The organism is Paenibacillus sp. J22R67 (assembly GCF_059692175.1).
Genome location: NZ_JCAUAX010000001.1, coordinates 422,039 through 446,480, shown reverse-complemented (window position 1 = coordinate 446,480; position 24,442 = coordinate 422,039). Strand labels below are relative to the sequence as shown.

Sequence of the window (24,442 nt, the reverse complement as noted above, 5' to 3'; positions counted from 1 at the left end):
TAATGAAGTCATTCTTCAAGTTCGGACAAAGTTGTGGACGACTCGACAACATGCCACAGCGTGTCCCTGAAATGTGCAGCTTTTGTAGGAAAGTATTAACGGCATTAACCTTTTAACCATTGAAAATGCGTGCTATACTTGCGTTATAGTAGATGTTGGAAGCGAGATGATGTGAGGTTGTATTCCGATGAGTTTGGAAAGCTGTGGCTGAAATTGTCTAAGGAATTGAAGAGCCAGATGGAAGTAGGATTAGCACCTACGATTACAGAAGGGCAACTTAACGTATTAGAATTACTTATGACGAACGAGCGAATGAAGCCTTCAGATCTAATCGAATATGTATCTACAACACCTGCAGCGGTTACAACGCTATTAGATCGTATGGAGAAAAGTGAATTAATCGTGCGGGTGCGGGATGAGAAAGACCGCCGTATCGTTTGGGTCCACGTAACAGACAAAGGAAAGACGGAATGCGAGCGAGGTACGTTAGTCCGAGAACAACTGCTGGACACCTACCTGAGCCGCGTTTCCGCCCATAATCAGAAACTGCTTATTTATTTGTTGGGGAAGGTCGCCAATTAATTGCAGAGGCGGCTCCCAGGGTTGAATTTACAATTCTGGGATTGTAAATTCACTCCATGGCCGCTGCACAGGTGGCAGCGACCGAAAGTGCATCGTCTCTTTGAGTGTTGGATGCTCAAAGGACAGAGCCGTCGCCCAGAGCGCTAGCTGCTGGCCGGGCTTGTTGACCGCGCTACCGTAGCGCTGGTCGCCGTACAAGGTGCAGCCGATGGCAGCCAGCTGCACGCGGATTTGATGCGGCCGCCCGGTGTGCAGCTTGATCTGGATCAAGCTGAGACCGTCTTGGCTGCCGAGCAGCTTATAATCCAGCACAGCCTCCTTGGCTTCGTGCTGGCCCGGTTTGACAACGCTGACGGTATTCGTCCGCGTGTCCTTCCAGAGCCAGTGACGCAGCGTAGCGGTCGGCTGTGGCGGTTTGCCATGCACAATAGCGACATACGTTTTGTCGAGATGCCTAGTTCTTACCGCGTCAGACAGCCGTGATGCGGCTTTTGACGTTTTGGCGAAGACCATTACGCCGCCTACAGGACGGTCAAGCCGGTGGACAAGCCCGAGGTACACATTGCCAGGCTTGTTGTGCCGGTGCTTGAGATCTGCCTTCAGGACGTTCAGCAGATCAGGATCACGCGAGTCGTCCTCTTGCGTTGGCATGTTCACGGGCTTCTCTACAACGAGAATGTGGTTGTCTTCGAAAAGTATCGGAATTTGCGATGCTCCCGAACCATCTTTCGCTCCAGTCATCTTACGACTCCCAGCGTCCCAGAATACCGCAAGGGAGCATTAAACCGGAGTGAGTGATCGGCAGGCCGATTTCGCCACTTGAGATCGTACCGCCATGTTTGCTTTTCATCGCCATCGTTAAGATATTTTGGAGTACGGTAGCCGAGATACCTGTTGTATAAGAGTTAATTAACAGGAATAAAGGATTATCGGTCAAAATGGTCTGGCAGGTTTGAATGAAAGGGAAGAGGTCATCTTCAAGTTTCCAAGTCTCGCCATTAGGTCCGCGCCCGTATGAGGGAGGATCCATGATGATCGCATCATATTTGCTGCCGCGGCGCTGTTCTCTTTGCACGAATTTGAACACATCATCCGTAATGAAACGTACGGGGCGGCTGCCCATATTGCTGAGATGCAGATTCTCCTTCGCCCATTGTACAACACCTTTGGAGGCATCAACGTGGCAAACCTCTGCTCCTGCATAAGCGCAGGCTAGGGAAGCTCCGCCTGTATAAGCGAACAAGTTCAATACCTTGATCGGTCTTCCGGCGTTTTGGATTTTATCCATCATCCATTTCCAGTTGACGGCTTGCTCAGGGAATAGGCCTGTATGCTTGAAGCTAGTTGGTTTAATATAAAATGACAGCTTCTGGTCATAGGTGATGGTCCAGCGTTCCGGCAGTTCAGCATTCTGCTGCCACTGTCCGCCGCCGCTGGAGCTGCGGTGATAATGAGCATCGGCTTGACGCCATGCAGGTGTTTCTTTTTCCAAAGGCCAAATGATTTGCGGATCCGGTCTTCTAAGTACGATCGTGCCCCAGCGTTCAAGCTTTTCGCCGCCGCCGGTGTCGAGAAGTTCGTAATCTACCCAGTCTTTTGCATAAAACATGTTGCATTCCATCCTTCAACTTGTATACTTTAACAAACATCCATTGTACACCATTTATTCACTTAAATCGATCTTTTCAATCAAACCGGGTAATTCTTTTTCTACAAATTGCTGGTACAGCGCTTGTTCCAGTGATCCTCTTAACGAGTCCTTGACGGAATCGAAAGATTTCACAGATCTGGACTCGACTTTGATTACATGATAACCAAATGTTGTCTCAACAGGGTCGCCTACAACTCCAATCGGTTGCTCAAGCGCAGCTTTCTTGAATTCAGGCACCCAATTGCCAACTTCTGCATCTGCATAAAGTCCGCCCGTTTCTTTGGAACCAGGATCGTCTGTTAGTTCTTTAGCCAACTTCGCGAAGTCTTCGCCATTCTTAAGTTTTTGTTGTGCATCCTTAGCAAGCTTAAGCGCTTCTTCTTTCGTACGGTTCACGGTCTTGTCCTCGTTTGTTAAACCAAACAAAATATGGCGGACGGAAGCAATCGTATAAAAATCTTTATCTTGTTTGAGGTTGTCATCATATTTGGCTTTCACTTGTGCATCGGTGACGCTGGACTTGATATAGTTTTCTACTGTTAATCTGCCGACGAGGTAGTATTGGAGTTCAGTTTCAGCGACTTTGAAGTTTTTCAATTCTTCTAGAAACTTGGCTTCGCCATTTTGGGCTTTCCAAGTCGCCATTTGAGCAGATGCTGTACCTTTAGCCGCTGTCTGATCAGCTTCGGAAGATTTACCGTACAGAATTCTATATTGAATTAATTGGGATAAAACACTTTTTTGATACTCAGGGTTATCCTTTGAAGCCGTATGGTTAGGATTGAAAATGGCCTGCATCGCAAAGAAAGTATCAAACTCACCTTTTGTTACCGAACCGCCTTTATAGGTTGCAACGACTTTTTTCGGATTGGTTCCGATCCAAATGGTTTCATTTTCTTCATCCCATTCGACTTTTTTTCCTAGCGCTTCGCTAACGAAGCGAAGAGGGACGTAAGTAGAACCTTCATAAACAAAACCTTTTCCATCTGTAGGCACTTTTTCGACACCATCAAACATATATTTGATGCTGCGGAAGGCCACTTCAATTTGACTGCTAGCCGCAAAAGCAGCTGTACCGCTAATTAACGAACCGATCGTTAAACCTACGATTAGTCCTTTCACCTTGTCTTTCATAATCTGGTTTCCACCTTTCAATTGACTGTCACTTAAGTAATTCACCTAGGATAAAGGATTTTCCTTTTTTTAATATGAGGGATTGAAGGATTTCTCGACCTGCTTGTTGTATTTGTACTGTATGTGATTAATTGTTACATCCATATTTTGAAGAAAAAGGTCGATTATGGGAGGGATAACATGGGGGCAAATGTTGGTACACCCAGCTCAGAAGATTTGTTTCTACTTCATGAAGGATCCCTGTATCACAGCTATCGCATTCTAGGGGCGCATGTTAGCAAAAGAAAAGGTTATGAGGGAGTTCGTTTCGCTGTATGGGCGCCTAATGCCAAACAGGTCAGCTTGCTCGGGGATTTCAACCAATGGCAGTCCGGTAAACACCGCATGGAGAAATTCAGCTCACTCGGGGTTTGGATGCTTTTTGTTCCTGAGGCAAGTGAAGGTGATCATTATAAGTACGAAATTCAAAGCGAGACAGGTCAAATTTTGTTGAAAGCTGACCCTTACGCCTTTTATTCGGAAGTACGCCCAGGTACAGCGTCTCGTATTGTCGATCTGGAAGGCTACGAATGGCAGGATGAGGCCTGGCAAGAGCAGAAGAAATCGGCTCCCGCTTATAACAAGCCTTTGTCGATTTATGAGGTGCATCTAGGTACGTGGCGCAAAAAAGATAGACATAGCGAAGAATTATATACCTATGACCAGCTTGCGGACGAGTTAGTCGATTATGCCGTGGAGATGGGTTATACACATATTGAGGTTATGCCGCTAGCTGAGCATCCGTTTGACCGCTCATGGGGCTATCAAGCGACAGGTTATTTCTCTGTAACCAGCAGGCACGGTTCGCCAAAGGCATTCATGCATTTCGTCGATCGTTGTCATCAAAAAGGGATTGGCGTCATCATGGACTGGGTCCCCGGTCACTTCTGCAAGGATGCTCATGGCTTGAGGCAGTTTGACGGAAAGCCGCTTTATGAATATCAAGACCCGCGCAAGGCCGAGAAACTGGAATGGGGGACACTTACATTTGATTTTGGCAGGCCGGAAGTGCAAAGCTTTCTTATTTCAAACGCCATATTTTGGATGGACATGTACCATATCGATGGTATCCGGGTTGATGCTGTAGCATCCATGCTGCACTTGAATTTCGGTAGATGGAATGAGAAGCCCCTTAAGAACCAATGGGGCGGGGATGATAATCCCGAAGCCGTCGCTTTCTTAAGAAAGCTGAATCAAGTTGTCTTCTCTTATTATCCAGATGCCCTAATGATGGCAGAGGATTCCACAGATTGGCCACTCGTTACAGCACCTGTGCATGATGGTGGGCTTGGATTTAACTATAAATGGAACATGGGCTGGATGAACGATATGCTGCGCTATATGAAGCTGGATCCCATTCATCGCAAATATCACCATAAACTGATTACTTTCTCCTTTATGTATGCCTTTAGCGAAAATTATGTTTTACCGTTTTCTCACGATGAGGTTGTCCATGGGAAACGTTCACTCCTGCATAAGATGCCAGGCGATTATTGGCAGAAATTCGCCAACCTGCGCGTTTTATACGGATATATGTCAGGTCACCCAGGCAAAAAGCTGCTGTTCATGGGCAGCGAATTCGGTCAATTCGACGAATGGAAAGACCAGGAGGAAGTGGATTGGTTCCTGCTGGACGGTTATGAGAAGCATGAGCAGATGCATGTTTATGTGAAGGCGCTCAATCAATTTTATTTGGACCAGCCGGCTTTATGGCAAAAGGATCATAGTCCAGACGGTTTCAAATGGATTAATCCGCATGATGAGAGCCAAAGTGTTGTTACTTTCATGCGTAAAGGAAACATGGCTGAGGATGATCTGATTCTCATCTGTAATTTCACGCCAGAGGTCCACCCTGATTATCGAATCGGTGTTCCACGCTACGGGATGTACGAGGTTGTTTTTAACAGCGATGCGCCTGAATTTGGCGGTTCTGGCCAAGGAAATAAGCTGCCAATCACAAGTGAAAAAAGAAAATATCACGAACAGCCTTATAGCTTATCTCTGTGTATTCCGCCGCTTGCGGCTGTTTATATAAAATGTGTGAAAGAATTCCAACTAGAGAAAACGAAGTTGAAGGGGGAAATCAGAGATGCGCAGTAAAGAATGTGTTGCCATGCTCCTCGCTGGTGGAGAAGGACGAAGACTAGGCGTGCTAACGAATAATTTGGCCAAACCAGCTGTTCATTTTGGCGGGAAGTACCGTATCATTGATTTCACCCTTAGCAATTGCACGAATTCAGGTATCGACACCGTTGGTGTCTTGACGCAATATCAACCTCTCGTGCTCAACACGTATATTGGAATCGGCAGTTCGTGGGATTTGGACCGCAAATATGGCGGTGTCACTGTATTGCCTCCGTTCATGGAGCAAAAAGGCGGAGATTGGTATAAAGGAACCGCGAATGCGATCTACCGCAACATTGGATTCATTGAGCAGTATGATCCGGAGTATGTACTGATCATCTCGGGTGATCACATTTACAAAATGGATTATGATAAGATGCTTTCCTACCACAAAGAGAAGAAAGCTGACGCAAGTATTGCCGTTATTGAAGTGAAATGGGAAGAAACCAGCCGTTTCGGAATTATGAGTGTGAACGAAAATCAGGAAATAACTGAATTTGCCGAAAAACCAAAAGAAGCGAACAGTAACTTAGCTTCGATGGGTATTTATATTTTTAACTGGAGTGTTCTAAAATCGTATTTGATTGCGGACGAGGAGAATCCGGATTCCAGTAAGGATTTCGGGAAAGATATTATTCCGATGATGCTGCAAAATGAAGCCAGATTGTATGCCTATCCATTCGAGGGGTATTGGAAAGATGTCGGTACCATCGATAGCTTATGGGAAGCAAATATGGATCTGCTCGATGATAATAACGAGCTGAACCTTAATGATAAAGATTGGCGTGTGTACTCCCAGAATCCATACCAGCCTGCTCAGTATGTGGCGCCTACAGCGAATATCAAGCGTTCACTCGTGAATGAGGGCTGCGCGATTTTTGGAGATGTCGATCATTCTGTCTTGTTCTTCGGTGTCCAAGTTGGGGAAGGCAGTCAAATTCGTGACTCGGTTATTATGCCGAATGCGAAAATCGGCAACAATGTAACGATTAACAAAGCGATTATTGGTGAAAACACGGTCGTAGAAGATGGCGCTGTTGTAGATGGTCACGGTGAAATTACACTCATAGGCGGCAATGAACGAGTACTAGCTACTGCCAAACAGAAGGGATGATCTCAGATGAAACATGTAATGGGTGTAATTAATTTAGTGAATGAACCGGACGATTTGGAAGAACTGACCTATTTCCGGTGCCCTGCTTCAGTACCATTCGGCGGACGCTATCGGTTAATTGATTTTACATTGTCGAACATGGTGAATTCTGGGATTGATAATGTAGCCGTATTTACACAGCACAAGTACCGTTCCTTGATGGATCACCTTGGATCCGGGAAAGAGTGGGATTTGGACAGAAAGCGTGGAGGATTGTTCGTGCTTCCATCCGTCATGGATGAGCCGACGGGCATTTCTCGCGGAGATTTGTACCAATTCTACAGCCATCGGGATTATTTCTACCGCGGTAAAGAAGAGCTGGTTATTATTTCTCGCAGCCATATGGTATGCAACCTTGATCTGCGCGACGTTATCCGTCATCACGAGGACACGCAAGCAGACATTACTGTCATCTATAAGCAAACGGATGAGGATATTCAAGGTAAGTTCCGCCGCCTGGCCGTCAAAGATAACGGACAAGTGACGCTTATGGAAGATCACACGGGAAGACTGCGGACAAATAACATTTCCATGGAAATGTATATTATGAGCAAAGCGTTGTTACTCGACATGGTAGAATCTTGCTTGGCTCAAGGTTATGACCACCTGGTTCGTGATGGCATCATGAAAAATATTGATAAGCTTAGCGTGTATGGCTATAAATTTGAAGGACATGTCGGCATCGTGAACTCGATTCAAGGCTATTACAAGCACAGCATGCAGCTGTTGAATCCCGTGATCTGGAGAGAATTGTTCTTCCAGAAGAATCTGATTTTCACGAAAGTAAAAGATGAGCCGCCTGCGAAATATTTGGAGTCTGCCGCAACCAAAAACGCGCTGATCGCGAACGGTTGTACGATTGAAGGTAAGGTAGAGAATAGTATTTTGTTCCGCGGGGTGAAGATCCGTAAGGGTGCCTACGTGAAAAACAGTATTATCCTCCAAAACTGCGAAATCGAGGAGAATGTTATTATTGAGAATGCGATTCTCGATAAGGATGTTTTCATCTCACGCGGTCGCGTTCTTACTGGAGACAACAAAGCACCGTTCATCGCGGCAAAAACCAAAGTGATCTAATCGGTATCGTTCTTGCGCAGATAACTAGATATAATCCGAAAAGCCTGCCTCCCCAAAGGCGGCTTTTCGACTATCAGGAGGAGTGGAAAGATGAAAGTACTCTTTGCAGCTTCAGAGGCTGTTCCTTTTATCAAAACAGGAGGTCTAGCTGACGTGATCGGTTCACTGCCTAAGGAGCTCACCCAGCAAGGACTGGATGTGCGGGTTATTTTGCCTAAATATGGCGGGATTCCAGCCAAGTACCGGAATGCGATGACAGCGGCCGTGAAGCATGATATCTATGTCGGTTGGAGAAAGCAATATATCGGAATTGAAGTCCTGCAGCAGGATGGTGTCACTTTTTATTTCGTGGATAATGAATATTATTTCAACCGTCCTGGCATTTATGGGTATGGCGATGAGGCAGAACGGTTTGCTTTCTTCTGTAAAGGCGTTATCGAAACATTGCCGCTGCTCGACTTCCAGCCGGATGTCATCCACTGCCACGATTGGCAAACGGGTATGATTCCTGTACTGCTGAAGGCTCATTATCAACATCTTCCATTCTATAGCGAGATCAAAACGTTAACGACCGTTCACAATTTAAAATACCAAGGTGTGTTTAGTCAATCGTTGTTTAGAGAGTTGTTTGGTCTATCTGACGATCACTTTACGGGCACAGCGCTTGAACTGCATGGAGGGGCCAGCTTCCTCAAGGGTGGGCTTCTATACTCGGACGCTATTACAACAGTGAGCCAGACTTATGCCGAAGAAATACAAACACCCTATTTTGGTGAAAATTTGGATAGCTTGCTGCGCCACCGCAAGGATCAACTGACGGGCATCGTGAACGGTATTGATTATGACGTATTTGATCCCATGAATGATCCTCATCTGGTGTCTACGTACCGAGATTCGCTGCCCAAAAAGCAGTTGAACAAGACAGCACTCCAGGAGCGCTTAGGATTAGAAGTGAGAGATGATGTGCCGATGATTGCCTTGGTAACCCGTTTGGTGCAGCAAAAAGGGCTAGATCTCATTCAGCATGTTCTCACGGAAATTCTGTCGTTAGACATCCAGCTTGTCGTGCTTGGGACTGGCGAATACGACTATGAGGAGATGTTCAAGCAAGCGGCTAAAAAGCATCCTGATAAAGTAGCGGCTCAGATCTGCTTTGACGAGGCTTTGGCGCATCAAATCTATGCATCTTCCGACTTGTTCTTAATGCCCTCTCAATTCGAGCCTTGCGGTATTGGACAGCTGATAGCACTGCGCTACCGCTCTGTGCCGATCGTTAGAGAAACTGGCGGGCTGAAGGATACTGTTCTGCCCTATAATGAGTTTACAGGCGAAGGCACGGGCTTCTCCTTCCGCGATTACAATGCGCATGATATGCTGCATACGATCCGCCGAGCGGTCTTTTTCTACAAAAACGATCGAGACGCTTGGCTGAAAATTCAGCAGAACATGAAAAAAGGCGACTTTAGCTGGAAGAAATCCGCGCAGCAGTACATCGGACTTTATAAGGAAATGGTCAAATAAATGAAAAAACAGGACTGGAGGCTCATAGCTTCCAGTCTTTTTTACCTATTTCCTCTTCATTTATCATTTACAAATGACGATAAGTATGTTGTCAGGTGAAAATGGTGAGGGAGGCAGTTGTTAATAATGAGCCGGGCTACAGATTGTTTAACAGACGCAGATATGTATCTTTGCATGTTATTTCAAACACCTGTTGAGGTGTGGTTTGACGATGAATTAGAAGACTCAGGAACACTCATAGAAGCGTATTCGGATGATGTCATTAAAGTAGGCGGCGTTTACTATCTAAGGAAGCTATGCCTAATTAAAAAAATAGCATAATGCAAGAGCAACCTCGTATTCTTAGTTAGAATACGAGGTTTTTTTCGAAATTGCCGAAAATAAGGTATAATATTCCTGATCCACCGACATCAACGGTTAGGAGTGGCAAAATGGATTGGATATCGCACGCGCTTACTGTACTTTTTATCGTTAATATTTTACTTGCTCTTACGGTTGTATTCTTAGAACGCCGGAACGTGGCTGCTACTTGGTCATGGCTGATGGTGCTTCTGTTCATTCCAATTCTCGGCTTTCTGCTCTACGTGATGCTAGGACAAAATCTAAGCCGCAGGAAGCTGTATAAATGGAACCAGCGCATGCAGGAAAGAATGCAGACCGTCATCTCTGAGCAGCGGGAGCAGCTGATGAATGGGACGATGACTTATCTAGATCCTATGGTCAACGAATACCGTCATTTGATTTATTTGAACGTGTCCTCCAATGACGCATTTCTGACCCAGGATAACGGCGTCCATATTTTCACGGATGGCATAAGCAAATTCAGCGATTTACTCTTGAAAATCGAGGAAGCGAAAACGCATATTCATATGCAGTATTACATTGTGAAGAATGATGCGCTTGGGAAGAGAATCATTCAGGCGTTAACGAGAAAAGCGGAACAAGGTGTCATCGTTCGTTTTTTGTATGATGATATTGGTTCACGATCTTTGAAAGATTCCTTTTTTCGTGATTTTCTGAAAGCCGGGGGGCATAAAGCTGCCTTTTTCCCATCCCGAATACCTTATTTGAACTATCGGGTGAATTATCGCAATCACCGGAAATTGGTCATTATTGATGGCCAAATTGCTTATATGGGCGGGTTCAATGTGGGGAATGAATATCTCGGCATGGATCCTAAGTTTGGGTTTTGGCGAGATACCCACTTGCGTCTAACGGGAAGCGTGGTTCGCGCGCTTCAGTCCCGTTTCATCCTGGACTGGAATTTAGCCTCTGCGATGCCAGTCGAAGTCGATCCGTGCTATTTTCCAGAACGTGGAGAAAGAAGTGCTTTGCAGCAGGTGCCTATGCAGATAGTAGCCAGTGGGCCTAATGAAGAATGGCCGCATTTTGTGTATACATTTCTCAAAATGATTCACATGGCCAAAAAGCGGATCCTGTTGCAGACGCCGTATTTTATTCCAGAAGAGAGCATGCTCAATGCTTTGCGCATTGCAGCGTTGTCAGGAATCGATGTTCGTATTATGATTCCAGAGAAAGCAGATCACTTGTTTGTGCATTGGGCTTCTCTGTATTATGTGGGGGAATTGCTTCGTGCCGGAGTGAAATGTTACCTCTATGATTATGGGTTCTTGCATGCGAAGACGATTATTATCGATGGGAAAGTGGCATCAGTAGGGACGGCTAACTTCGATATTCGCAGTCTGCGGCTTAATTTCGAGACGAATGCGCTTATGTATCACGAGGAAACAGCGAAAAAGCTGGAAGCTACGTTTTGGAAGGACATGGAAGGGTGTATGGAACTGACGTTGAAGGAATATGAGAAACGTTCCCTACGGATACGATTCTTGGAGTCCATTTCGAAATTGATCTCTCCCATTTTATGAACTAAAAAAAAACACCTCATTCTTCCTAGAAGGAGAAGAGGTGTTTTTTTGCATGCGATTGCTATGTCATTAATACACGGTTTCACCGCTATCATAATTAAACTGCCATTGGATGCCAAATTTGTCTTCCAAGCTCCCATAGCATTTGCTCCAAAAAGTTTCCTGTAATTCCATTCCTACTTTGCCGCCTTCTTTTAGCTTATGGAATGCGGACTTGATTTCTTCGACATCTTTGCTAACCATGGATAAGGAGATATTGTTTCCAGCTACAAAAGGCATGCCTGGGAATACGTCAGAGAACATCACTGTACTGCCGCTAATCGTAAGTCTAGCGTGCATGACTAGGGATTTCGCCTCTTCTGGGAGAGGGTATGCTGGGTCTGATGGCGTATCGCCAAAGGCCATGATTTTCGGTTGCTCTGTACCAAATACTTCTGCATAATACTCCACCGCTTCACGACAATTTCCATTGAAATTCAAGTAAAAATCTAATGCCATTTGTATCACTCCTCATATTTGTTTATTTTCATATTATTCCCATATTGTATCATTTAACTTGTCCTTAATCCAACCTAAAGAAGGCAAAGCAGGCTGGATTCAGCTTTTTTGAAATTGCGTTGGTGTCACTCCCGTGATTTTTTTGAAAATACGAGTGAAGTAGCCGGCATCATCGAAGCCAATAGATTCGGCAATCCATTTGATGGATAATTCGCCATTTCTCAGTAAAGGCTTTGCTTCTTCAATCCGCTGTTTCTGCTGGAAGTCTGTCACTGTCATTCCTGTTTCCTTCTTGAATTGCCTTGAAATATGTGCCGGATGTGCGTGGCACTCCTCGGAAAGTTCCTCTAAACTTAATGGTTTATTGTAACGCAGGGAAACGAATTGAATGACTTTTTGAACGAGGGGGGAATACCCCTTTACAGCATGCAGGCGTACCAGCTGACAATATTCGTCAAACAGGAGTGTCATTAATTTATCAAGCGTTTGGATCGTTTCGGTCCGTTCGATTTGTTTGGCGAATTTCTCAGAGATCTGATTCAAGAAAAAGGGTTGTACATTCGCATTTCTTGCGGCTACTCGCAGCAATGTATTTAAAATAATGAGTGCATTTCTTAAGGCTCTAACCGGCCTGTTTGGAAATCTTTCGGAGAAGTCATACAGATTTTTCATTTTGAAGCGCACTTTTTGCAAAGTTTCATGATCGCCATGCTGAACGGCTTGGATCATTTCTTGTTCAATTTGATAACGTAATTCAATCAGGTCGATATAAACTTCATCGGATTGCTGCAGCATGAGTTCGACTTTTCTCTGACGGGGGGATGGGTCGGGCTGCGCTTGGTGTTCTAATTCCCGTATATCGGCTTGCGAAATGCCTTCGATTTGCTCGAAAACATTGGCCATGCTTTGAACCCTCGCACCGCTAATTAATTTCATCCCTCGGTAAAAAACTTCTAGTTCAATTCGTTTTCCTTGATCCAGTTTGAATTTCGCGTATAGTCGATTGACATCTGGAACCTGCAGTAAGAAAGGCCCAGTGACTACGATCTTGGTGCGTTCCTCTTGGATTCGAAAAGCTTTGGCTAAGTAGGTAAATCCCCATGTATTCGTGTATTTGCAGCATTGTCCAGGGGATTGTTGGGCTTCCGAGCAAAGGAAAGCGATGTCCTCCTTCAGCCACTCACTTAGAAATTCAGGGGTTCGATCATGCTCATGACGCAACAAAACGGTTCCGCTGCTGGTCAGAACGATGGTATTGATATCAGTTAAGTGAAAAAATGTAGTACTTATCACTGACAGGTGGAGTGGTTGTACGGTCATAAGATTCTCCCTACTTTGAAATAGAGTGTTAAAATAATCCCTTAAATGCATTTTACGTCCTACTGTGTATACGATTCTCTTAGTATAATCTTATTGGTTGAGTTTGAAAATCAGATGAAAAGGAGCGGGTGTTATGTTATATCCAATCGCATCAGAGTCTCGGGGAATAATAGATCTTAGTGGGATTTGGAAATTTAAGCTGGATTTTGGAAAGGGCTTTCAAGAGAAGTGGTTCGCTACTGCGCTTACGGAGACCATCCCAATGTCAGTGCCGTCGTCCTTTAACGATGTAGGTGTTACAGCCGATATACGAAACCATGTTGGCTGGGTCTGGTATGAGCGTGATTTCACCGTATTAAATTTGCTGATGTCAGAGCGTATTGTCTTGCGCTTTGGTTCAGCTACTCATCAAGCCATGGTTTATGTGAATGGTAAACCTGTTATGGAGCATAAAGGCGGTTTCACACCATTTGAGGCGGAAATCAATTCTTTTTTAACAACTGGGCATAATCGGTTAACGGTTGCTGTGAACAATATCGTGGATGAGACAACACTGCCTGTTGGCATCTACAGTGAGCAGGAAGTTCCAGGACGTGGTATTGTCGCGAAAAACAGCCCGAATTTTGATTTTTTTAATTATGCAGGCATCCATAGACCGGTGAAGATTTATACGACACCACATGTATATGTGAGAGATGTGACTATTCTAACCAATTGGAACGAACAGAAGGGGATTGTTCAGTATGAAGTGGACATAACGGGGAAAGGGCAAGTGAAGGCAACCGTAGTCGATCAGTCGGGCGTTGTCGTAGGAGAAAGCAGTGGATATCAGGGGATAATCGAAATCGATGAGGTGACCCTGTGGGAGCCTCTGAAAGCCTATTTGTATACGCTTAAAGTTGAGATTAGCGACAATGGACAGCTTGTCGACGTGTATGAACAGCCTTTCGGTGTAAGAACGGTTGAGGTGAAAGACGGGAAATTCCTGATTAATCATAAACCGTTTTATTTCAAAGGGTTCGGGAAGCATGAGGATTCTGCGATACATGGAAGAGGATTTAATGAAGCGGTTAATGTTCTCGATTTCCGCTTAATGAAGTGGATCGGTGCCAATTCGTTCCGTACAGCCCACTACCCTTATTCCGAAGAATTAATGAGGCTAGCTGACCTGGAAGGGCTCGTTGTGATTGACGAGACGCCTGCTGTCGGACTGCACCTTAATTTCATGGCTATGTTCGGCAATGGTCCGAAACGGAAAACATGGGAGGTCCTTCAAACAAAGGAGCATCACCAGGAAGTTATTCGGGAACTCATTGCGCGGGACAAAAATCACGCTTGTGTCGTTATGTGGTCTATTGCGAACGAGCCGGCCTCGGAAGAAGAGGGAGCGGATGCTTACTTCAAGCCGCTTGTCGAGCTTGCCAAAGAGCTTGATCCGCAAAAAAGACCTGTGACCATAGTCACACACCTTATGTCAACACCGGATACCTGTAAAGTGGCAGAGCTTGTTGATGTGCTTGCGCTCAATAGGTATTACGGCTGGTATGTGCAAAGCGGTGATATGAAAGCAGCCAAGATCAAGCTGCGCGAGGAATTGAGCGGCTGGGGCAAACGCTGCCCAGGTAAGCCGATTATGATGACCGAGTATGGCGCAGATACGGTTGCTGGCTTGCATGATGTTGACCCTGTGATGTTTACGGAGGAGTTTCAGGTCGAGTACTTGCGTGCCAACCACGAAGTATTTGATGAATTTAACACCTTCGTCGGCGAGCAGGTTTGGAATTTTGCAGATTTTAACACGTCCCAAGGGATTATGCGGGTTCAAGGAAATAAGAAAGGCATTTTCACACGGGATCGGAAGCCGAAATATGCCGCTCACGAGCTGCGCAAAAGATGGCTGGCTATTCCAGAGTACGGGTATAAGCAATAGCATCCGAGCATAAGCTGGGTTATTTGTTCGGCGATTTCGGGAATGATTTCTTCTTTATCCTGGTGAGCTCATTCTTAATGGTCTATTACACGGACATTTTCAAGATTCATGCGGCGGCGATAGGTCTAGTATTTGTAATCGCAAGACTTTGGGATGCTATTGCAGATGTGCTATGGGGGCGGTTCATCGACACGAGAAAAGCGGGGATTCAAGGCGAATTTCGGCCTTGGATCTTCCGAATGTCTTTTCCGCTTGTCTTATCAGGTATTCTCATGTTCGTGAAAATTCCAGGGATGTCTGATGATTTCTACATGGCCTATGCGTTTGTCACTTATCTGGTTTGGGGCACGCTATACAGCACAGTCAATATTCCGTATGGGTCCATGGCGTCTGTGATTACGAGCGATTCGGTCGAGCGCACAACATTATCGACATTCCGGACGATGGGGGCTATGCTCGCTAGTCTAAAGCAGATTCTAACAGGTTCATACTGGCAGCCATGGGTACACAAATTTGGTAAGAAGGAGATTGCCGCAGCTGGTATGCTGCTTTCATCTGTCGTCTACCTTACTTTGTATTTCCTGCCTAATTTGACGACGTGGCAATTCGTGATCATTTCCGCTGTTGGGATGTTTGGCTTTGCTTTCTTCAATTTAGTCGTATGGGCTTTTTGTCACTGATGTGATTGACTATCAGGAGTATGTGACTGGCGTGCGGGAAGATGGCACCGTGTATGCCGTTTATTCCTTTGCCCGCAAGGTTGGCCAGGCGCTTGCTGGCGGGATCGGCGGCGGCACATAGCGGAACCTGAGGGCACTATTTGTGCCTCGGGCCTGTTCGAGAGCTTTTCGGGGAACTGTAGGGCCTTATTTCTAAGTAGTTGGCGGAATATCAGCCAAATACTTAGAAATAAGGGACCACAGTTCCCCTTCGGTGCATAAAGGGGCTATTTCACAGAAATAGCGCCCCGTAGTTCCCCACAGCCGTGCGTCAGCCTCGGCTTGAGCAGAGCCGCCAAGTTGGCAGGGGGCTGGCGGCGGCAATAGCGGAACCTGAGGGCACTCGTGTAAAAATTAACAATCCGCTGCTACATATTGACTTTTTCCAAACATCGGGATAGAATTTGGTTTGTGAATTAGTAAATTACTAATTTACTAAATTACTAAATGAAAACGAGGAGATAACCAAATGAAAATACCTACATCGTTAAAACATAAGCCCGTTATTGTTTCCGAAAACTATGAGCAAGTGGATGGCAGATACGCCGCCGGTACGTCCGATGCGAAAGGGCTCTCTTTAGGACTAGCCCAATGGAACGACAGAGGGAAGGTCGACATTTCGGCCAAAGTCTGGAGATACACAGGGGAGAAATGGTCCAGACAATCGGAAGAACTGCCACTGCATCGCGTCCTCGACCTGGCCATACTTGTAACAAGAAGCATGCTCTATTTCCGCGAAGAGGCGTATCGAAATAAGAACTTGTACGATCCTGAGAACCCGGTGATTGACCGTGTCGGTCTGCAAGGAGATGCGATGACTGTAGCGGTCTGTACAGATAACGAAAAAATCAATGAAGACATTCAACTATTCAGCCAAGCGCTTAGTGAAGATGATGAGCTTAATGGCGAACGTCTGCGTACGCTGTCTAGAATTTTAAAAGATATGGGGTATTAACGTGTTTACGAATCGATATGTGCGAACGATTATCCTTTCGCGGGTGTTCCTGCAATTAGGTGTTTGGATAAGAAATTTTGCCGTACTTTTATATGTTACTGATATTACGAACAATGATCCTAAGTATGTGTCACTCATCTCCGTCGTTGAATTTGCTCCTATATTTTTATTCGCGATCATCGGAGGGACATTTGCAGATCGCTGGAAACCCAAACGAACGATGGTTTGGAGTGACTTTTTATCAGCGGTTTCCGTGGTAGCCGTGCTACTCGCTCTTGTGATGGGTGAATGGAATGCGTTATTAATTGGAACACTGATCTCTGCGAGTTTATCTCAATTTTCGCAGCCCTCCGCGATGAAGCTCTATAAGAAACATGTTGCAGGTGACAAACTGCAAAGTGTGATGGCGCTATCGCAATCCTTGATAGGCATCTTTACTATTGTGGGTCCGATCATTGGTGTCTTTGTTTTCATGCAGTTTGGTATAAAGGTTTCCCTTCTGTTGACGTTTTTATTTTTCCTGACGTCTGCCATTATCCTATCGTTCTTGCCTCGTGACACAGATGATGTGAAGGCTAATCATACAGGTAGTTTTGTGTCCGAGATGAAAGCTGGAATAAGTTATGTATGGTCTAACCGTTCTTTACGAACCCTAGGTGCAACATTTGCTGCTTCAGGGCTTGCGGCGGGAATGATTCAGCCCCTTATGATTTTCATCACGATTGAAAACTTAGGTCAGGATAAAGCATTTATACAGTGGTTTCTTATGACGAATGGCGCGGCAATGCTGATTGGTGGAGCCTTCATCATGACTGTAGCCAAGAAAGTAAAACCGCAAGTGTTGCTTGCGATAGGCTTGATGGTTAGCGCCATATGCACCATTGCAGTCGGAGCATCGAAGATATTGCTTCTATCCTTTGCGCTCCAAGCACTCAGCGGATTATTTTACCCCTGCGTCCAAGTCGGCATTCAAACACTTCTGATGAAAAACACAGAAGCCGCTTATATGGGAAGGGTCGGAGGCGCCATAACCCCCATTTTTATGGGAATGATGGTGGTGGGCATGTCGATTTCTGGGTATTTAAAAGATCTGTCCTCACTTTTTGCGGTCTATGTGCTTAGCGGCTGTCTGCTCATCGTTGGAGCTTGGCTGTTATTGCCGATCATGAAGGAGAAACAGGCGCGGGCACAAAGTTTTTGATGTTCTTTCCAACTAGGCTGTCCGGGCGGGTTATTAAACCTGAAGGCAGCCTCTTCTTCTTTTAGTCAAGAACCCTGCCGCATTGTACACGAAAAGTCGGACGTAGACTTCGGACTTTTGCTATTTTATAGATAAGAGAGGGAGGTGAGTTTGAAGATGCTTGAGAACGTGAATGGTGCATTGTCTTATATCGAAGAAAATCTGACGGATGAGATTGATTTCAAAGAAGCAGCCAGATTAGCGATGTGCTCGGAGTTTCATTTCAAAAGAATGTTCTCGTTCCTCGCAGGTGTCTCGCTATCGGAATACATTCGCCGCAGAAGGCTTACGCTTGCCGCATTTGAGCTTAACCATAGCCCCATAAAGATCATTGATTTGGCGGTAAAATATGGCTATAACTCGCCAGACTCGTTTACCAGAGCCTTTCAAAGCCTGCATGGGATAACGCCGACGGAGGCAAGAGAGACGGGGCAAACGTTAAAAGCTTATCCGAGACTGACCTTCCAACTCACGATTCAAGGAGGAGATGTCATGAACTACCGGATTGAGGAAAAAGAAGCTTTTCGCATCGTTGGACTTAAGAAAAGAGTGCCCATTATTTTTGATGGTGTGAATCCAGAAATCGCAGCCATGTGGGGAAGTTTAAACGCGGGGCTGATTCAAGAGCTCAAATCGCTTTCGAATGTGGAGCCAAAAGGGCTAATTAGCGGGTCCGCAAACTTTTCAGAAGGGCGGATGGAAGAGAAAGGAGAACTCGATCATTATATCGGAGCAGCAACCACGTTGGAATGCCCGGATCATCTAGCTTCTCTTGAAGTTCCTGCCTCCTCGTGGGCTGTATTTGAGGCTGTAGGTCCTTTTCCAGAAACACTTCAACAGATATGGGGTCGCATCTATTCCGAATGGTTTCCATCGTCGAGTTATGAACAGTTGGATGGTCCAGAGATATTGTGGAATGAAAGTAAAGACGTAACATCCCCTAATTTCAGAAGTGAAATATGGATTCCTGTTTCGAAAAAGTAAGATGGGCTGAATGGTCTAACGTGTAGAGGTGGTGCTTCTTAAGCATCATTTCTTTTTTTTTGCAACATTTTATTATTTTTTATGTGATCTTTCACTTGTTTCGACAAACATTTCAAATTGAACGTGATAGATTATTCGTGTATTTAAACGGTGGAAAGGGTGAGCGCTTTCAATAATGTCAGCAAACTGATCTCTATTCGCACAATCTTGCTGTCTGTTTTTCTTTTGCTCATGATTCTTCCGCTAGTCGTAATTACCTATATTACCTATAAAAAGGAAAATGAATTATTCCAAAAGCAGGTTAGTCAGTACTTGCTGCAGACGGTGGGGCAGACTCAGCGGGCTTTGGATGCTAATCTCTCCGAGATTGATCGGCTTACTTGGACGTTGTTGTATGAACAGTCGCTTGATTTCTTAAACGGCCCCTTGGACTCCGCTTATCCGTTGTTCGAAGCCAATCAAAAATTTAAAAATATGGTGTATTCCAATTTATTTCGTGGCAGATTGGAGCACATCCGAGCCATCTATTTTATTACTGCAGGACATGAGGTTCTTTCGACAGAAAATTTATTTTACACGTATGAGCAAGTGGATCGAGTCAATATTCAATTTGTTATGGATCAGATTGAACGTCAGCCATTAAAGATGAACTGGTTTAGTGATAAAAGGTCAATTTACCGGCTAAAGGACGGTTTCGAAACGCCAGTTCGCGCGTCCGTCACCGCTGCCAGGCGGCTCATTGACAGTAATACAGCAAAGCTTAGAGGTTATTTATTTGTTCAATTTAACGACCGTTTTATTAGTGAGCATTTGCGAAACGTTCAAATTGGTTCAACAGGCTCGCTATTAGTCACGGACGCATCTGGCGATGTGATTTATCAGCAAGATCCTCAGCTGTCTCATAATAATAAAATAAGCCAAGCCATAAATGCCTTGCCATCTCAAGGCCAAGGGCTGCAGATTGTCGATGGCAAATGGCTTCTCGCCTTCGACACGTCCCAAATAAGTGGATGGAAGATGACGGCGGTCGTTCCCATCAATGAATTAATTGGCCCCAATCAGAAAATATTGCGGTACTTGTTGATGATGTCGGCAATCGGTGCGTTAGTCGCGGTAATCGTCTCGTTTCTCTTAGCTACAGCCATTTCTAAGCCCGTTATTAACCTTGCCAGATTAATGACATTCGCTGCGAAAGACAATCTTCATGTGCGGGATACGTTAGGACCCATTCAAGAGATCAGCATCTTGCAATTTAGTTTTAACCGGTTGATGGACCGAATTCAAACGTTGATTCATGAGAATGAAAAGCAGCAGAAGGAAAAACGCGAGGCTCTACTTCAAGCGCTGCAAATGCAGATCCATCCTCATTTTTTATATAATACGCTGGATATGATTTATTGGATGGCGAAGAAGCACAAAGCAGAATCCATCAGCAAGCTGGTTACGGCTTTGGGACGTTTTTTCCGGTTCACTTTAAATGCCGGCCAGGAGTGGACACTACTAGGGAAAGAACTTGAGCATGTGGAGAACTATTTGCAAATTCAATCCTTTCGGTACAGAGACAAGCTATACTACGAAATTGAGATAGATCCTGAAGTTACCTATGTAAGGGTGATGCCGCTTATTCTGCAGCCGCTAGTTGAAAACGCTTTAGAACATGGCATATCCAAAAGTCAGGATGGCGGGAAGGTAAGGATTAAAGCCTTTCGAAGCGAAGAGAAGGTGCTTATTGTCATATCGAATACGGGCAGGCAAGTTGATCTGGAGCATGTCCGGTTTTTGCTGCAGAATGCTGCTTCAAACGCCCATGTGGGGCTGCGAAATGTGCAACAAAGAATTCAGACAGCTTTCGGAACAGAATATGGCATTGAGGTAGCAGCTGGTGAGGATCAAGGCGCGTTGGTAACGGTTACAATCCCTTATCGATTGTCTTCGTTCCAGGAGGATCAAGAGGGGGCATAGCATTTGAAAATGCTGCATTTCAATAGATTGATGTTGGTATCGTTCGTCTTGCTTCTAGTCTGGGCGCTGAGCAGCTTGCTATTGCTGGATCGGGTCACAGTGGACTCTCCTAAAGCAGTAGCGAACCCCCAAAAAATAAAAGTGTTGATTCGTACGGGTACGGAATCTACCGCGATGCGGCAAATTTCCCAGACGTTTGAAGCGGATACGGGCATTCAGGTGGAGTTTATCGAATTGGGGAGAGATGTGTATTTTACCTCCGTTGGCACGCAGCTGCTCGCAGGAACAGAGTCGTTCGATATTGTCTCTATTCCCAATACATCGATTGCACAATTCGCGGCGGTACATGCCATTCTTCCACTAGATTCCTTCATGAATGATAATAATTTGACCGATATCCAGTCGTTTGATGTTAGCGATTTTTTGGCCACGTACAAATATCAAGATACGACATATGCACTGCCAACGGATATTAGCACGCACTTCCTGTATTATCGAAGCGACTTAATTCCAAGTCCACCAGAAACCTGGGACGAATTGTTCGAATTAGCCAATACGTATACCAAAAGCAAGAACCCCACTTCCCCCACGAGATGGGGCCTGGCAATGCCTGCTGTAGTGCCGGAAGAAAGATCCAAGATCTTCGCTTCTTTGTTATGGTCATACGGCGGCGATGTGCTGAATGAAGAGGACGGGAACGTCTTGTTGGATCGAGAGGAATCGATTCAAGCCGGTAAATATATAGAGAAGCTGGTCCAAGAGAAGGTAGTTCCACAGGATTTGCTAAGCTGGGATTTTACCAGAACTCGTGACGCTTTAATAGCTGGGGAGATCGCCATGGCCGCTCCATATTGGAATGCGGCGTATCCCATGATCAAGCAAAATAACGATCCGAATAAAGACGCAATCAAAATTGCGTTAATCCCTGGCACCAAGGATCAGCTTGGCCATATTAAGCGTGTGCCGTTTCAGCATGGCTGGACGCTCGCCATTAATGCAAGTTCCAGAAATTCTGTGGACGCCTGGAAATTTCTCCAGTATGCAACTGGAAAGCGCGGTGGAATGATCTATGCCCAGCAGGGGGGAGTTCCCGCAAGACGCTCTATACTAGCCGATCCATCCTTTGAGGTGACAAGACCAGACTTTGCATTAATTTTGAAAAGCATGGATATGGCCAAAATTGAGCCTTCGATCAGTTATTATCCAGCAATGGTGGAAATCGAAGAAAGGGCTTTGGCCAAAATCATTACATCTTTTGCCAAGCCGGAAATATCTTTTAAAGATGCAGCTAATGAGTTACGTCAGCTTTCTATGAAAATGAATGGAAATTTGAAGTAGGATGGAGGATGACTCGATGAACGCGACCGTTTGCCGTGCCGTGATTATTGATGACGAAACCTGGATTCGTGAAGGCTTAAGCGAGCATATCAATTGGGAACTGCTGGGGATCGAGCTGGTTCAAGTCTTTCAAGACGGCCTCGAAGCTATCCGCTATATGGAGGACCACCCCGTCGACATTCTGTTGTCGGATATTCGGATGCCTAATATGACTGGTCTTGAATTAGTTGCTAGATTGCGCGAATTAGAAAAAGAAAGTCGAATGCTGTCGAACACGAAGGTTATTTTCCTTAGCGGGTATGGTGATTTTAAATATGCCCAAGAAGCACTTCGTTTAGGAGCTGTGGATTACCTGCTTAAACCTTCGGATGTGGAAGAGATTGAGGTAGCTTTGCAGAAAGCAAAGATGCTGTGTGCGAATGAGGCAGCTGCGCCAGACAAAAATTCACAGGATCAGAAGGTCGCTGAGGAGCCCAGCTCTTATTTGATCAAGAAAGCACTTCAAATGATGGGTGCCAGGTTCACAGAGGATCTGCATCTCAATCAGATTGCCGATGAATTGTTCGTGACCTCGAATTATTTGAGCAGGCTGTTCCGCCAAGAAACAGGCAAATCGTTCAGTGATTATTTATCCCAGCTGCGGATAGAGAAAGCCTGTGAACTTCTTGGCAGCAGCAACCTCAAGATTTATCAGATTGGGGAGTCTGTCGGTTATCCTAACCCCCGCTATTTCAGTGAATGGTTTCAAAAGCAAAAGGGGATGTCGCCTGGCGATTACAGGTCAAAGCATGCCTAATTAACAGGGATTGCGTTTTGTGCAAAAAAACAGAATAAAAGATAGATTTACCTCATTAAAAGTATTTCCTCAATTGAGTAAGATAATTTTGTAAAGCGGTTTCATACAAAAGCGATCTGAAAGGGGAAGTACTGTGAAACGTAAATTATCTTTGATTCTTTCGGCTGTAACATTAACAAGTTCACTTCTTACGGCATGCGGCTCCAACACCAATGAGGCGACTAACAGTCCGGCTCCAACTCCGGCTGCGGCCGCAAACACGCCTGCCGCATCAGCAGCGCCCGCTACTCCGGCTCCGGCTGCTACCAAGAAGCAAGTGGAAATCTTCAGCTGGTGGACAGGTGCAGGTGAAGAAGCGGGTCTTCAAGGACTTATTAAACTGTTCAAAGATAAATATCCGGACATTGAAGTGATTAATGCGGCTGTTGCCGGCGGTGCCGGAACCAATGCCAAAGCTGTTCTCGCCAGCCGCATGCAGGGCGGAGATCCGCCTTCAGCGTTCCAAGTTCATGGCGGAGCAGAGCTGAATACAGGCTGGGTGGCTGCCGCTAAAGTCAGCCCATTGAACGACCTGTACGACAAGGAAGGCTGGAAGGATAAGTTTCCGAAGGACCTGATCGAGATGGTCAGCAAGGACGGCAACATCTATTCGGTACCGGTTAATATTCACCGGGGGAATGTTATTTTCTATAACAAGAAAATTTTTGACCAAAATGGTTTGAAAGCGCCTACGACTTTTGATGAATTTATTAAGGTAGCGGACGCCTTGAAAGCGAAGGGCATCACGCCTTTGGCACTCGGTGATAAAGAACCGTGGACTGCTACTATGTTGTTCGAAAACGTGTTGCTTGGCGAATTTGGTGCTGACGATTACAAAAAGCTGTGGACTGGCGAGATTCCGTTTGATGATGCTCGCGTGAAAAAATCACTCGAAACATTTAAAAAGATGCTCTCTTATACGAATAAGGACCATGCAGCACGTAACTGGCAGGATGCCGCCCAGTTGGTAGCCAAAGGTGAAGCCGCAATGAACAACATGGGAGATTGGGCAAAAGGATATTTCACGACGGATTTGAAATTGAAAGTGAACGAAGATTTTGGATGGGTTGCATCCCCGAATACAGACGGTACTTTCATGGTCGTGACGGATACGTTTGCATTGCCGAAGGACTCCAAAGATCAAGCGACGGCTAAAGAGTTTCTGAAGGTTCTTGGCTCGGTAGAAGGTCAAGATGTATTTAACCCGCTGAAGGGCTCCATTCCGGCAAGAGTTGATGCGGATGTTTCCAAATACGATATTTATGGGAAAACGACGATTGAAGATTTTAAAAAGAGCAAGCTTACTCCAAGTATGGCCCACGGCTCAGCAGCGCCTGAAGGTTTTACGACACAAGCCAACCAAGCGATTAATATCTTCGTGACTCAAGGCGATGTAGAACAAGCGGCAAAAGCACTTAAACAAGCACAAACTGCCAATGGCATGAAGAAATAGGTTTGAAAAATCGACAGGGCCAGATGTTGAATTTAGGCATC

Annotated in this window: 22 protein-coding genes; 17 read left to right on the top strand and 5 right to left on the bottom strand. The window is 45.3% G+C overall.

What is annotated here, in order from left to right; translation table 11 throughout:
- Positions 1–177: 177 nt before the first annotated feature.
- Positions 178–582: a MarR family winged helix-turn-helix transcriptional regulator gene (locus AC58VC_RS02150; protein WP_145655982.1), complete on the top strand. Its 405-nt coding sequence runs from the start codon at positions 178–180 to the stop codon at positions 580–582.
- A 27-nt stretch (positions 583–609) separates the two neighbouring features.
- Here the strand turns inward: AC58VC_RS02150 and AC58VC_RS02145 are convergent, their stop codons facing one another.
- The 3 genes from AC58VC_RS02145 to AC58VC_RS02135 are packed head-to-tail and all read right to left on the bottom strand — an operon-like array spanning position 610 to position 3,367.
- Positions 610–1,323 (bottom strand): RluA family pseudouridine synthase, encoded by a 714-nt coding sequence (locus tag AC58VC_RS02145; protein WP_497367227.1) that lies wholly within the window; start codon positions 1,321–1,323, stop codon positions 610–612.
- A 1-nt stretch (position 1,324) separates the two neighbouring features.
- Positions 1,325–2,191 (bottom strand): class I SAM-dependent methyltransferase, encoded by an 867-nt coding sequence (locus tag AC58VC_RS02140; RefSeq protein WP_497367226.1) that lies wholly within the window; start codon positions 2,189–2,191, stop codon positions 1,325–1,327.
- Between the two features lie 54 nt (positions 2,192–2,245).
- Positions 2,246–3,367 carry a peptidylprolyl isomerase gene (locus AC58VC_RS02135; protein ID WP_497367225.1) on the bottom strand — a complete coding sequence of 374 codons (1,122 nt, stop codon included), beginning with the start codon at positions 3,365–3,367 and terminating at the stop codon, positions 2,246–2,248.
- A 180-nt stretch (positions 3,368–3,547) separates the two neighbouring features.
- Between AC58VC_RS02135 and glgB the strand changes: the two genes are divergently transcribed.
- From glgB to cls, 6 genes are all read left to right on the top strand, one after another.
- Complete coding sequence (gene glgB, locus AC58VC_RS02130; RefSeq protein WP_497367224.1) at positions 3,548–5,506, top strand: 1,4-alpha-glucan branching protein GlgB; 1,959 nt, start codon at positions 3,548–3,550, stop codon at positions 5,504–5,506.
- Positions 5,496–6,644, top strand: coding sequence for a glucose-1-phosphate adenylyltransferase (locus AC58VC_RS02125; protein WP_497367223.1), 1,149 nt, complete (start codon positions 5,496–5,498; stop codon positions 6,642–6,644). Before glgB ends, AC58VC_RS02125 begins: the two co-directional genes overlap by 11 nt.
- Positions 6,645–6,650: 6 nt before the next feature.
- On the top strand, positions 6,651–7,760 hold the full coding sequence (gene glgD, locus AC58VC_RS02120) for a glucose-1-phosphate adenylyltransferase subunit GlgD (protein ID WP_497367222.1): 1,110 nt from the start codon (positions 6,651–6,653) through the stop codon (positions 7,758–7,760).
- Positions 7,761–7,850: 90 nt separating this feature from the next.
- Positions 7,851–9,281: a glycogen synthase GlgA gene (gene glgA, locus AC58VC_RS02115; protein ID WP_497367221.1), complete on the top strand. Its 1,431-nt coding sequence runs from the start codon at positions 7,851–7,853 to the stop codon at positions 9,279–9,281.
- Between the two features lie 126 nt (positions 9,282–9,407).
- On the top strand, positions 9,408–9,602 hold the full coding sequence (locus tag AC58VC_RS02110) for a hypothetical protein (RefSeq protein ID WP_497367220.1): 195 nt from the start codon (positions 9,408–9,410) through the stop codon (positions 9,600–9,602).
- A gap of 110 nt (positions 9,603–9,712) precedes the next feature.
- Positions 9,713–11,167 carry a cardiolipin synthase gene (gene cls, locus AC58VC_RS02105; RefSeq protein WP_497367219.1) on the top strand — a complete coding sequence of 485 codons (1,455 nt, stop codon included), beginning with the start codon at positions 9,713–9,715 and terminating at the stop codon, positions 11,165–11,167.
- Positions 11,168–11,236: 69 nt separating this feature from the next.
- Here the strand turns inward: cls and AC58VC_RS02100 are convergent, their stop codons facing one another.
- Both AC58VC_RS02100 and AC58VC_RS02095 read right to left on the bottom strand, forming a co-directional pair.
- Entirely contained in the window at positions 11,237–11,665 is a 429-nt protein-coding gene (locus tag AC58VC_RS02100; RefSeq protein WP_497367218.1) for a VOC family protein, read from the bottom strand.
- Between the two features lie 99 nt (positions 11,666–11,764).
- On the bottom strand, positions 11,765–12,958 hold the full coding sequence (locus tag AC58VC_RS02095; RefSeq protein ID WP_497367217.1) for a helix-turn-helix domain-containing protein: 1,194 nt from the start codon (positions 12,956–12,958) through the stop codon (positions 11,765–11,767).
- A gap of 160 nt (positions 12,959–13,118) precedes the next feature.
- Between AC58VC_RS02095 and uidA the strand changes: the two genes are divergently transcribed.
- The 10 genes from uidA to AC58VC_RS02045 all read left to right on the top strand — a co-directional run bounded on the left by uidA (position 13,119) and on the right by AC58VC_RS02045 (position 24,401).
- Positions 13,119–14,915: a beta-glucuronidase gene (gene uidA / locus AC58VC_RS02090; RefSeq protein ID WP_497367216.1), complete on the top strand. Its 1,797-nt coding sequence runs from the start codon at positions 13,119–13,121 to the stop codon at positions 14,913–14,915.
- Positions 14,916–14,977: 62 nt separating this feature from the next.
- Positions 14,978–15,595 (top strand): MFS transporter, encoded by a 618-nt coding sequence (locus AC58VC_RS02085; RefSeq protein WP_497367215.1) that lies wholly within the window; start codon positions 14,978–14,980, stop codon positions 15,593–15,595.
- 1 nt (position 15,596) lies between these two features.
- Entirely contained in the window at positions 15,597–15,716 is a 120-nt protein-coding gene (locus tag AC58VC_RS02080; protein ID WP_497367214.1) for a hypothetical protein, read from the top strand.
- 387 nt (positions 15,717–16,103) lie between these two features.
- A complete protein-coding gene (locus AC58VC_RS02075; protein WP_497367213.1) occupies positions 16,104–16,589 on the top strand; it encodes a DUF6530 family protein in 486 nt (161 codons plus the stop codon).
- A gap of 1 nt (position 16,590) precedes the next feature.
- Positions 16,591–17,790, top strand: coding sequence for an MFS transporter (locus AC58VC_RS02070; protein ID WP_497367212.1), 1,200 nt, complete (start codon positions 16,591–16,593; stop codon positions 17,788–17,790).
- 156 nt (positions 17,791–17,946) lie between these two features.
- Entirely contained in the window at positions 17,947–18,813 is an 867-nt protein-coding gene (locus tag AC58VC_RS02065; RefSeq protein ID WP_497367211.1) for an AraC family transcriptional regulator, read from the top strand.
- Between the two features lie 159 nt (positions 18,814–18,972).
- Positions 18,973–20,775 (top strand): sensor histidine kinase, encoded by a 1,803-nt coding sequence (locus AC58VC_RS02060; protein ID WP_497367210.1) that lies wholly within the window; start codon positions 18,973–18,975, stop codon positions 20,773–20,775.
- A 9-nt stretch (positions 20,776–20,784) separates the two neighbouring features.
- Positions 20,785–22,113 (top strand): ABC transporter substrate-binding protein, encoded by a 1,329-nt coding sequence (locus AC58VC_RS02055; protein ID WP_497367884.1) that lies wholly within the window; start codon positions 20,785–20,787, stop codon positions 22,111–22,113.
- A gap of 16 nt (positions 22,114–22,129) precedes the next feature.
- The gene (locus AC58VC_RS02050; RefSeq protein ID WP_497367209.1) at positions 22,130–22,909 is read left to right on the top strand and encodes a response regulator transcription factor; all 780 of its coding nucleotides are present in this window, start codon (positions 22,130–22,132) and stop codon (positions 22,907–22,909) included.
- 133 nt (positions 22,910–23,042) lie between these two features.
- Entirely contained in the window at positions 23,043–24,401 is a 1,359-nt protein-coding gene (locus AC58VC_RS02045) for an ABC transporter substrate-binding protein (RefSeq protein WP_497367208.1), read from the top strand.
- Positions 24,402–24,442 lie beyond the last annotated feature (41 nt).

Excerpts from the sequence above, each read along its gene's own strand:
- AC58VC_RS02145 (WP_497367227.1), bottom strand. The coding sequence starts at position 1,323 with ATGACTGGAGCGAAAGATGGTTCGGGAGCATCGCAAATTCCGATACTT.
- AC58VC_RS02140 (WP_497367226.1), bottom strand. The coding sequence starts at position 2,191 with ATGTTTTATGCAAAAGACTGGGTAGATTACGAACTTCTCGACACCGGC.
- AC58VC_RS02135 (WP_497367225.1), bottom strand. The coding sequence starts at position 3,367 with ATGAAAGACAAGGTGAAAGGACTAATCGTAGGTTTAACGATCGGTTCG.
- glgB (WP_497367224.1), top strand. The coding sequence starts at position 3,548 with ATGGGGGCAAATGTTGGTACACCCAGCTCAGAAGATTTGTTTCTACTT.
- AC58VC_RS02125 (WP_497367223.1), top strand. The coding sequence starts at position 5,496 with ATGCGCAGTAAAGAATGTGTTGCCATGCTCCTCGCTGGTGGAGAAGGA.
- glgD (WP_497367222.1), top strand. The coding sequence starts at position 6,651 with ATGAAACATGTAATGGGTGTAATTAATTTAGTGAATGAACCGGACGAT.
- glgA (WP_497367221.1), top strand. The coding sequence starts at position 7,851 with ATGAAAGTACTCTTTGCAGCTTCAGAGGCTGTTCCTTTTATCAAAACA.
- AC58VC_RS02110 (WP_497367220.1), top strand. The coding sequence starts at position 9,408 with ATGAGCCGGGCTACAGATTGTTTAACAGACGCAGATATGTATCTTTGC.
- cls (WP_497367219.1), top strand. The coding sequence starts at position 9,713 with ATGGATTGGATATCGCACGCGCTTACTGTACTTTTTATCGTTAATATT.
- AC58VC_RS02100 (WP_497367218.1), bottom strand. The coding sequence starts at position 11,665 with ATGGCATTAGATTTTTACTTGAATTTCAATGGAAATTGTCGTGAAGCG.
- uidA (WP_497367216.1), top strand. The coding sequence starts at position 13,119 with ATGTTATATCCAATCGCATCAGAGTCTCGGGGAATAATAGATCTTAGT.
- AC58VC_RS02075 (WP_497367213.1), top strand. The coding sequence starts at position 16,104 with ATGAAAATACCTACATCGTTAAAACATAAGCCCGTTATTGTTTCCGAA.
- AC58VC_RS02065 (WP_497367211.1), top strand. The coding sequence starts at position 17,947 with ATGCTTGAGAACGTGAATGGTGCATTGTCTTATATCGAAGAAAATCTG.
- AC58VC_RS02055 (WP_497367884.1), top strand. The coding sequence starts at position 20,785 with ATGCTGCATTTCAATAGATTGATGTTGGTATCGTTCGTCTTGCTTCTA.
- AC58VC_RS02050 (WP_497367209.1), top strand. The coding sequence starts at position 22,130 with ATGAACGCGACCGTTTGCCGTGCCGTGATTATTGATGACGAAACCTGG.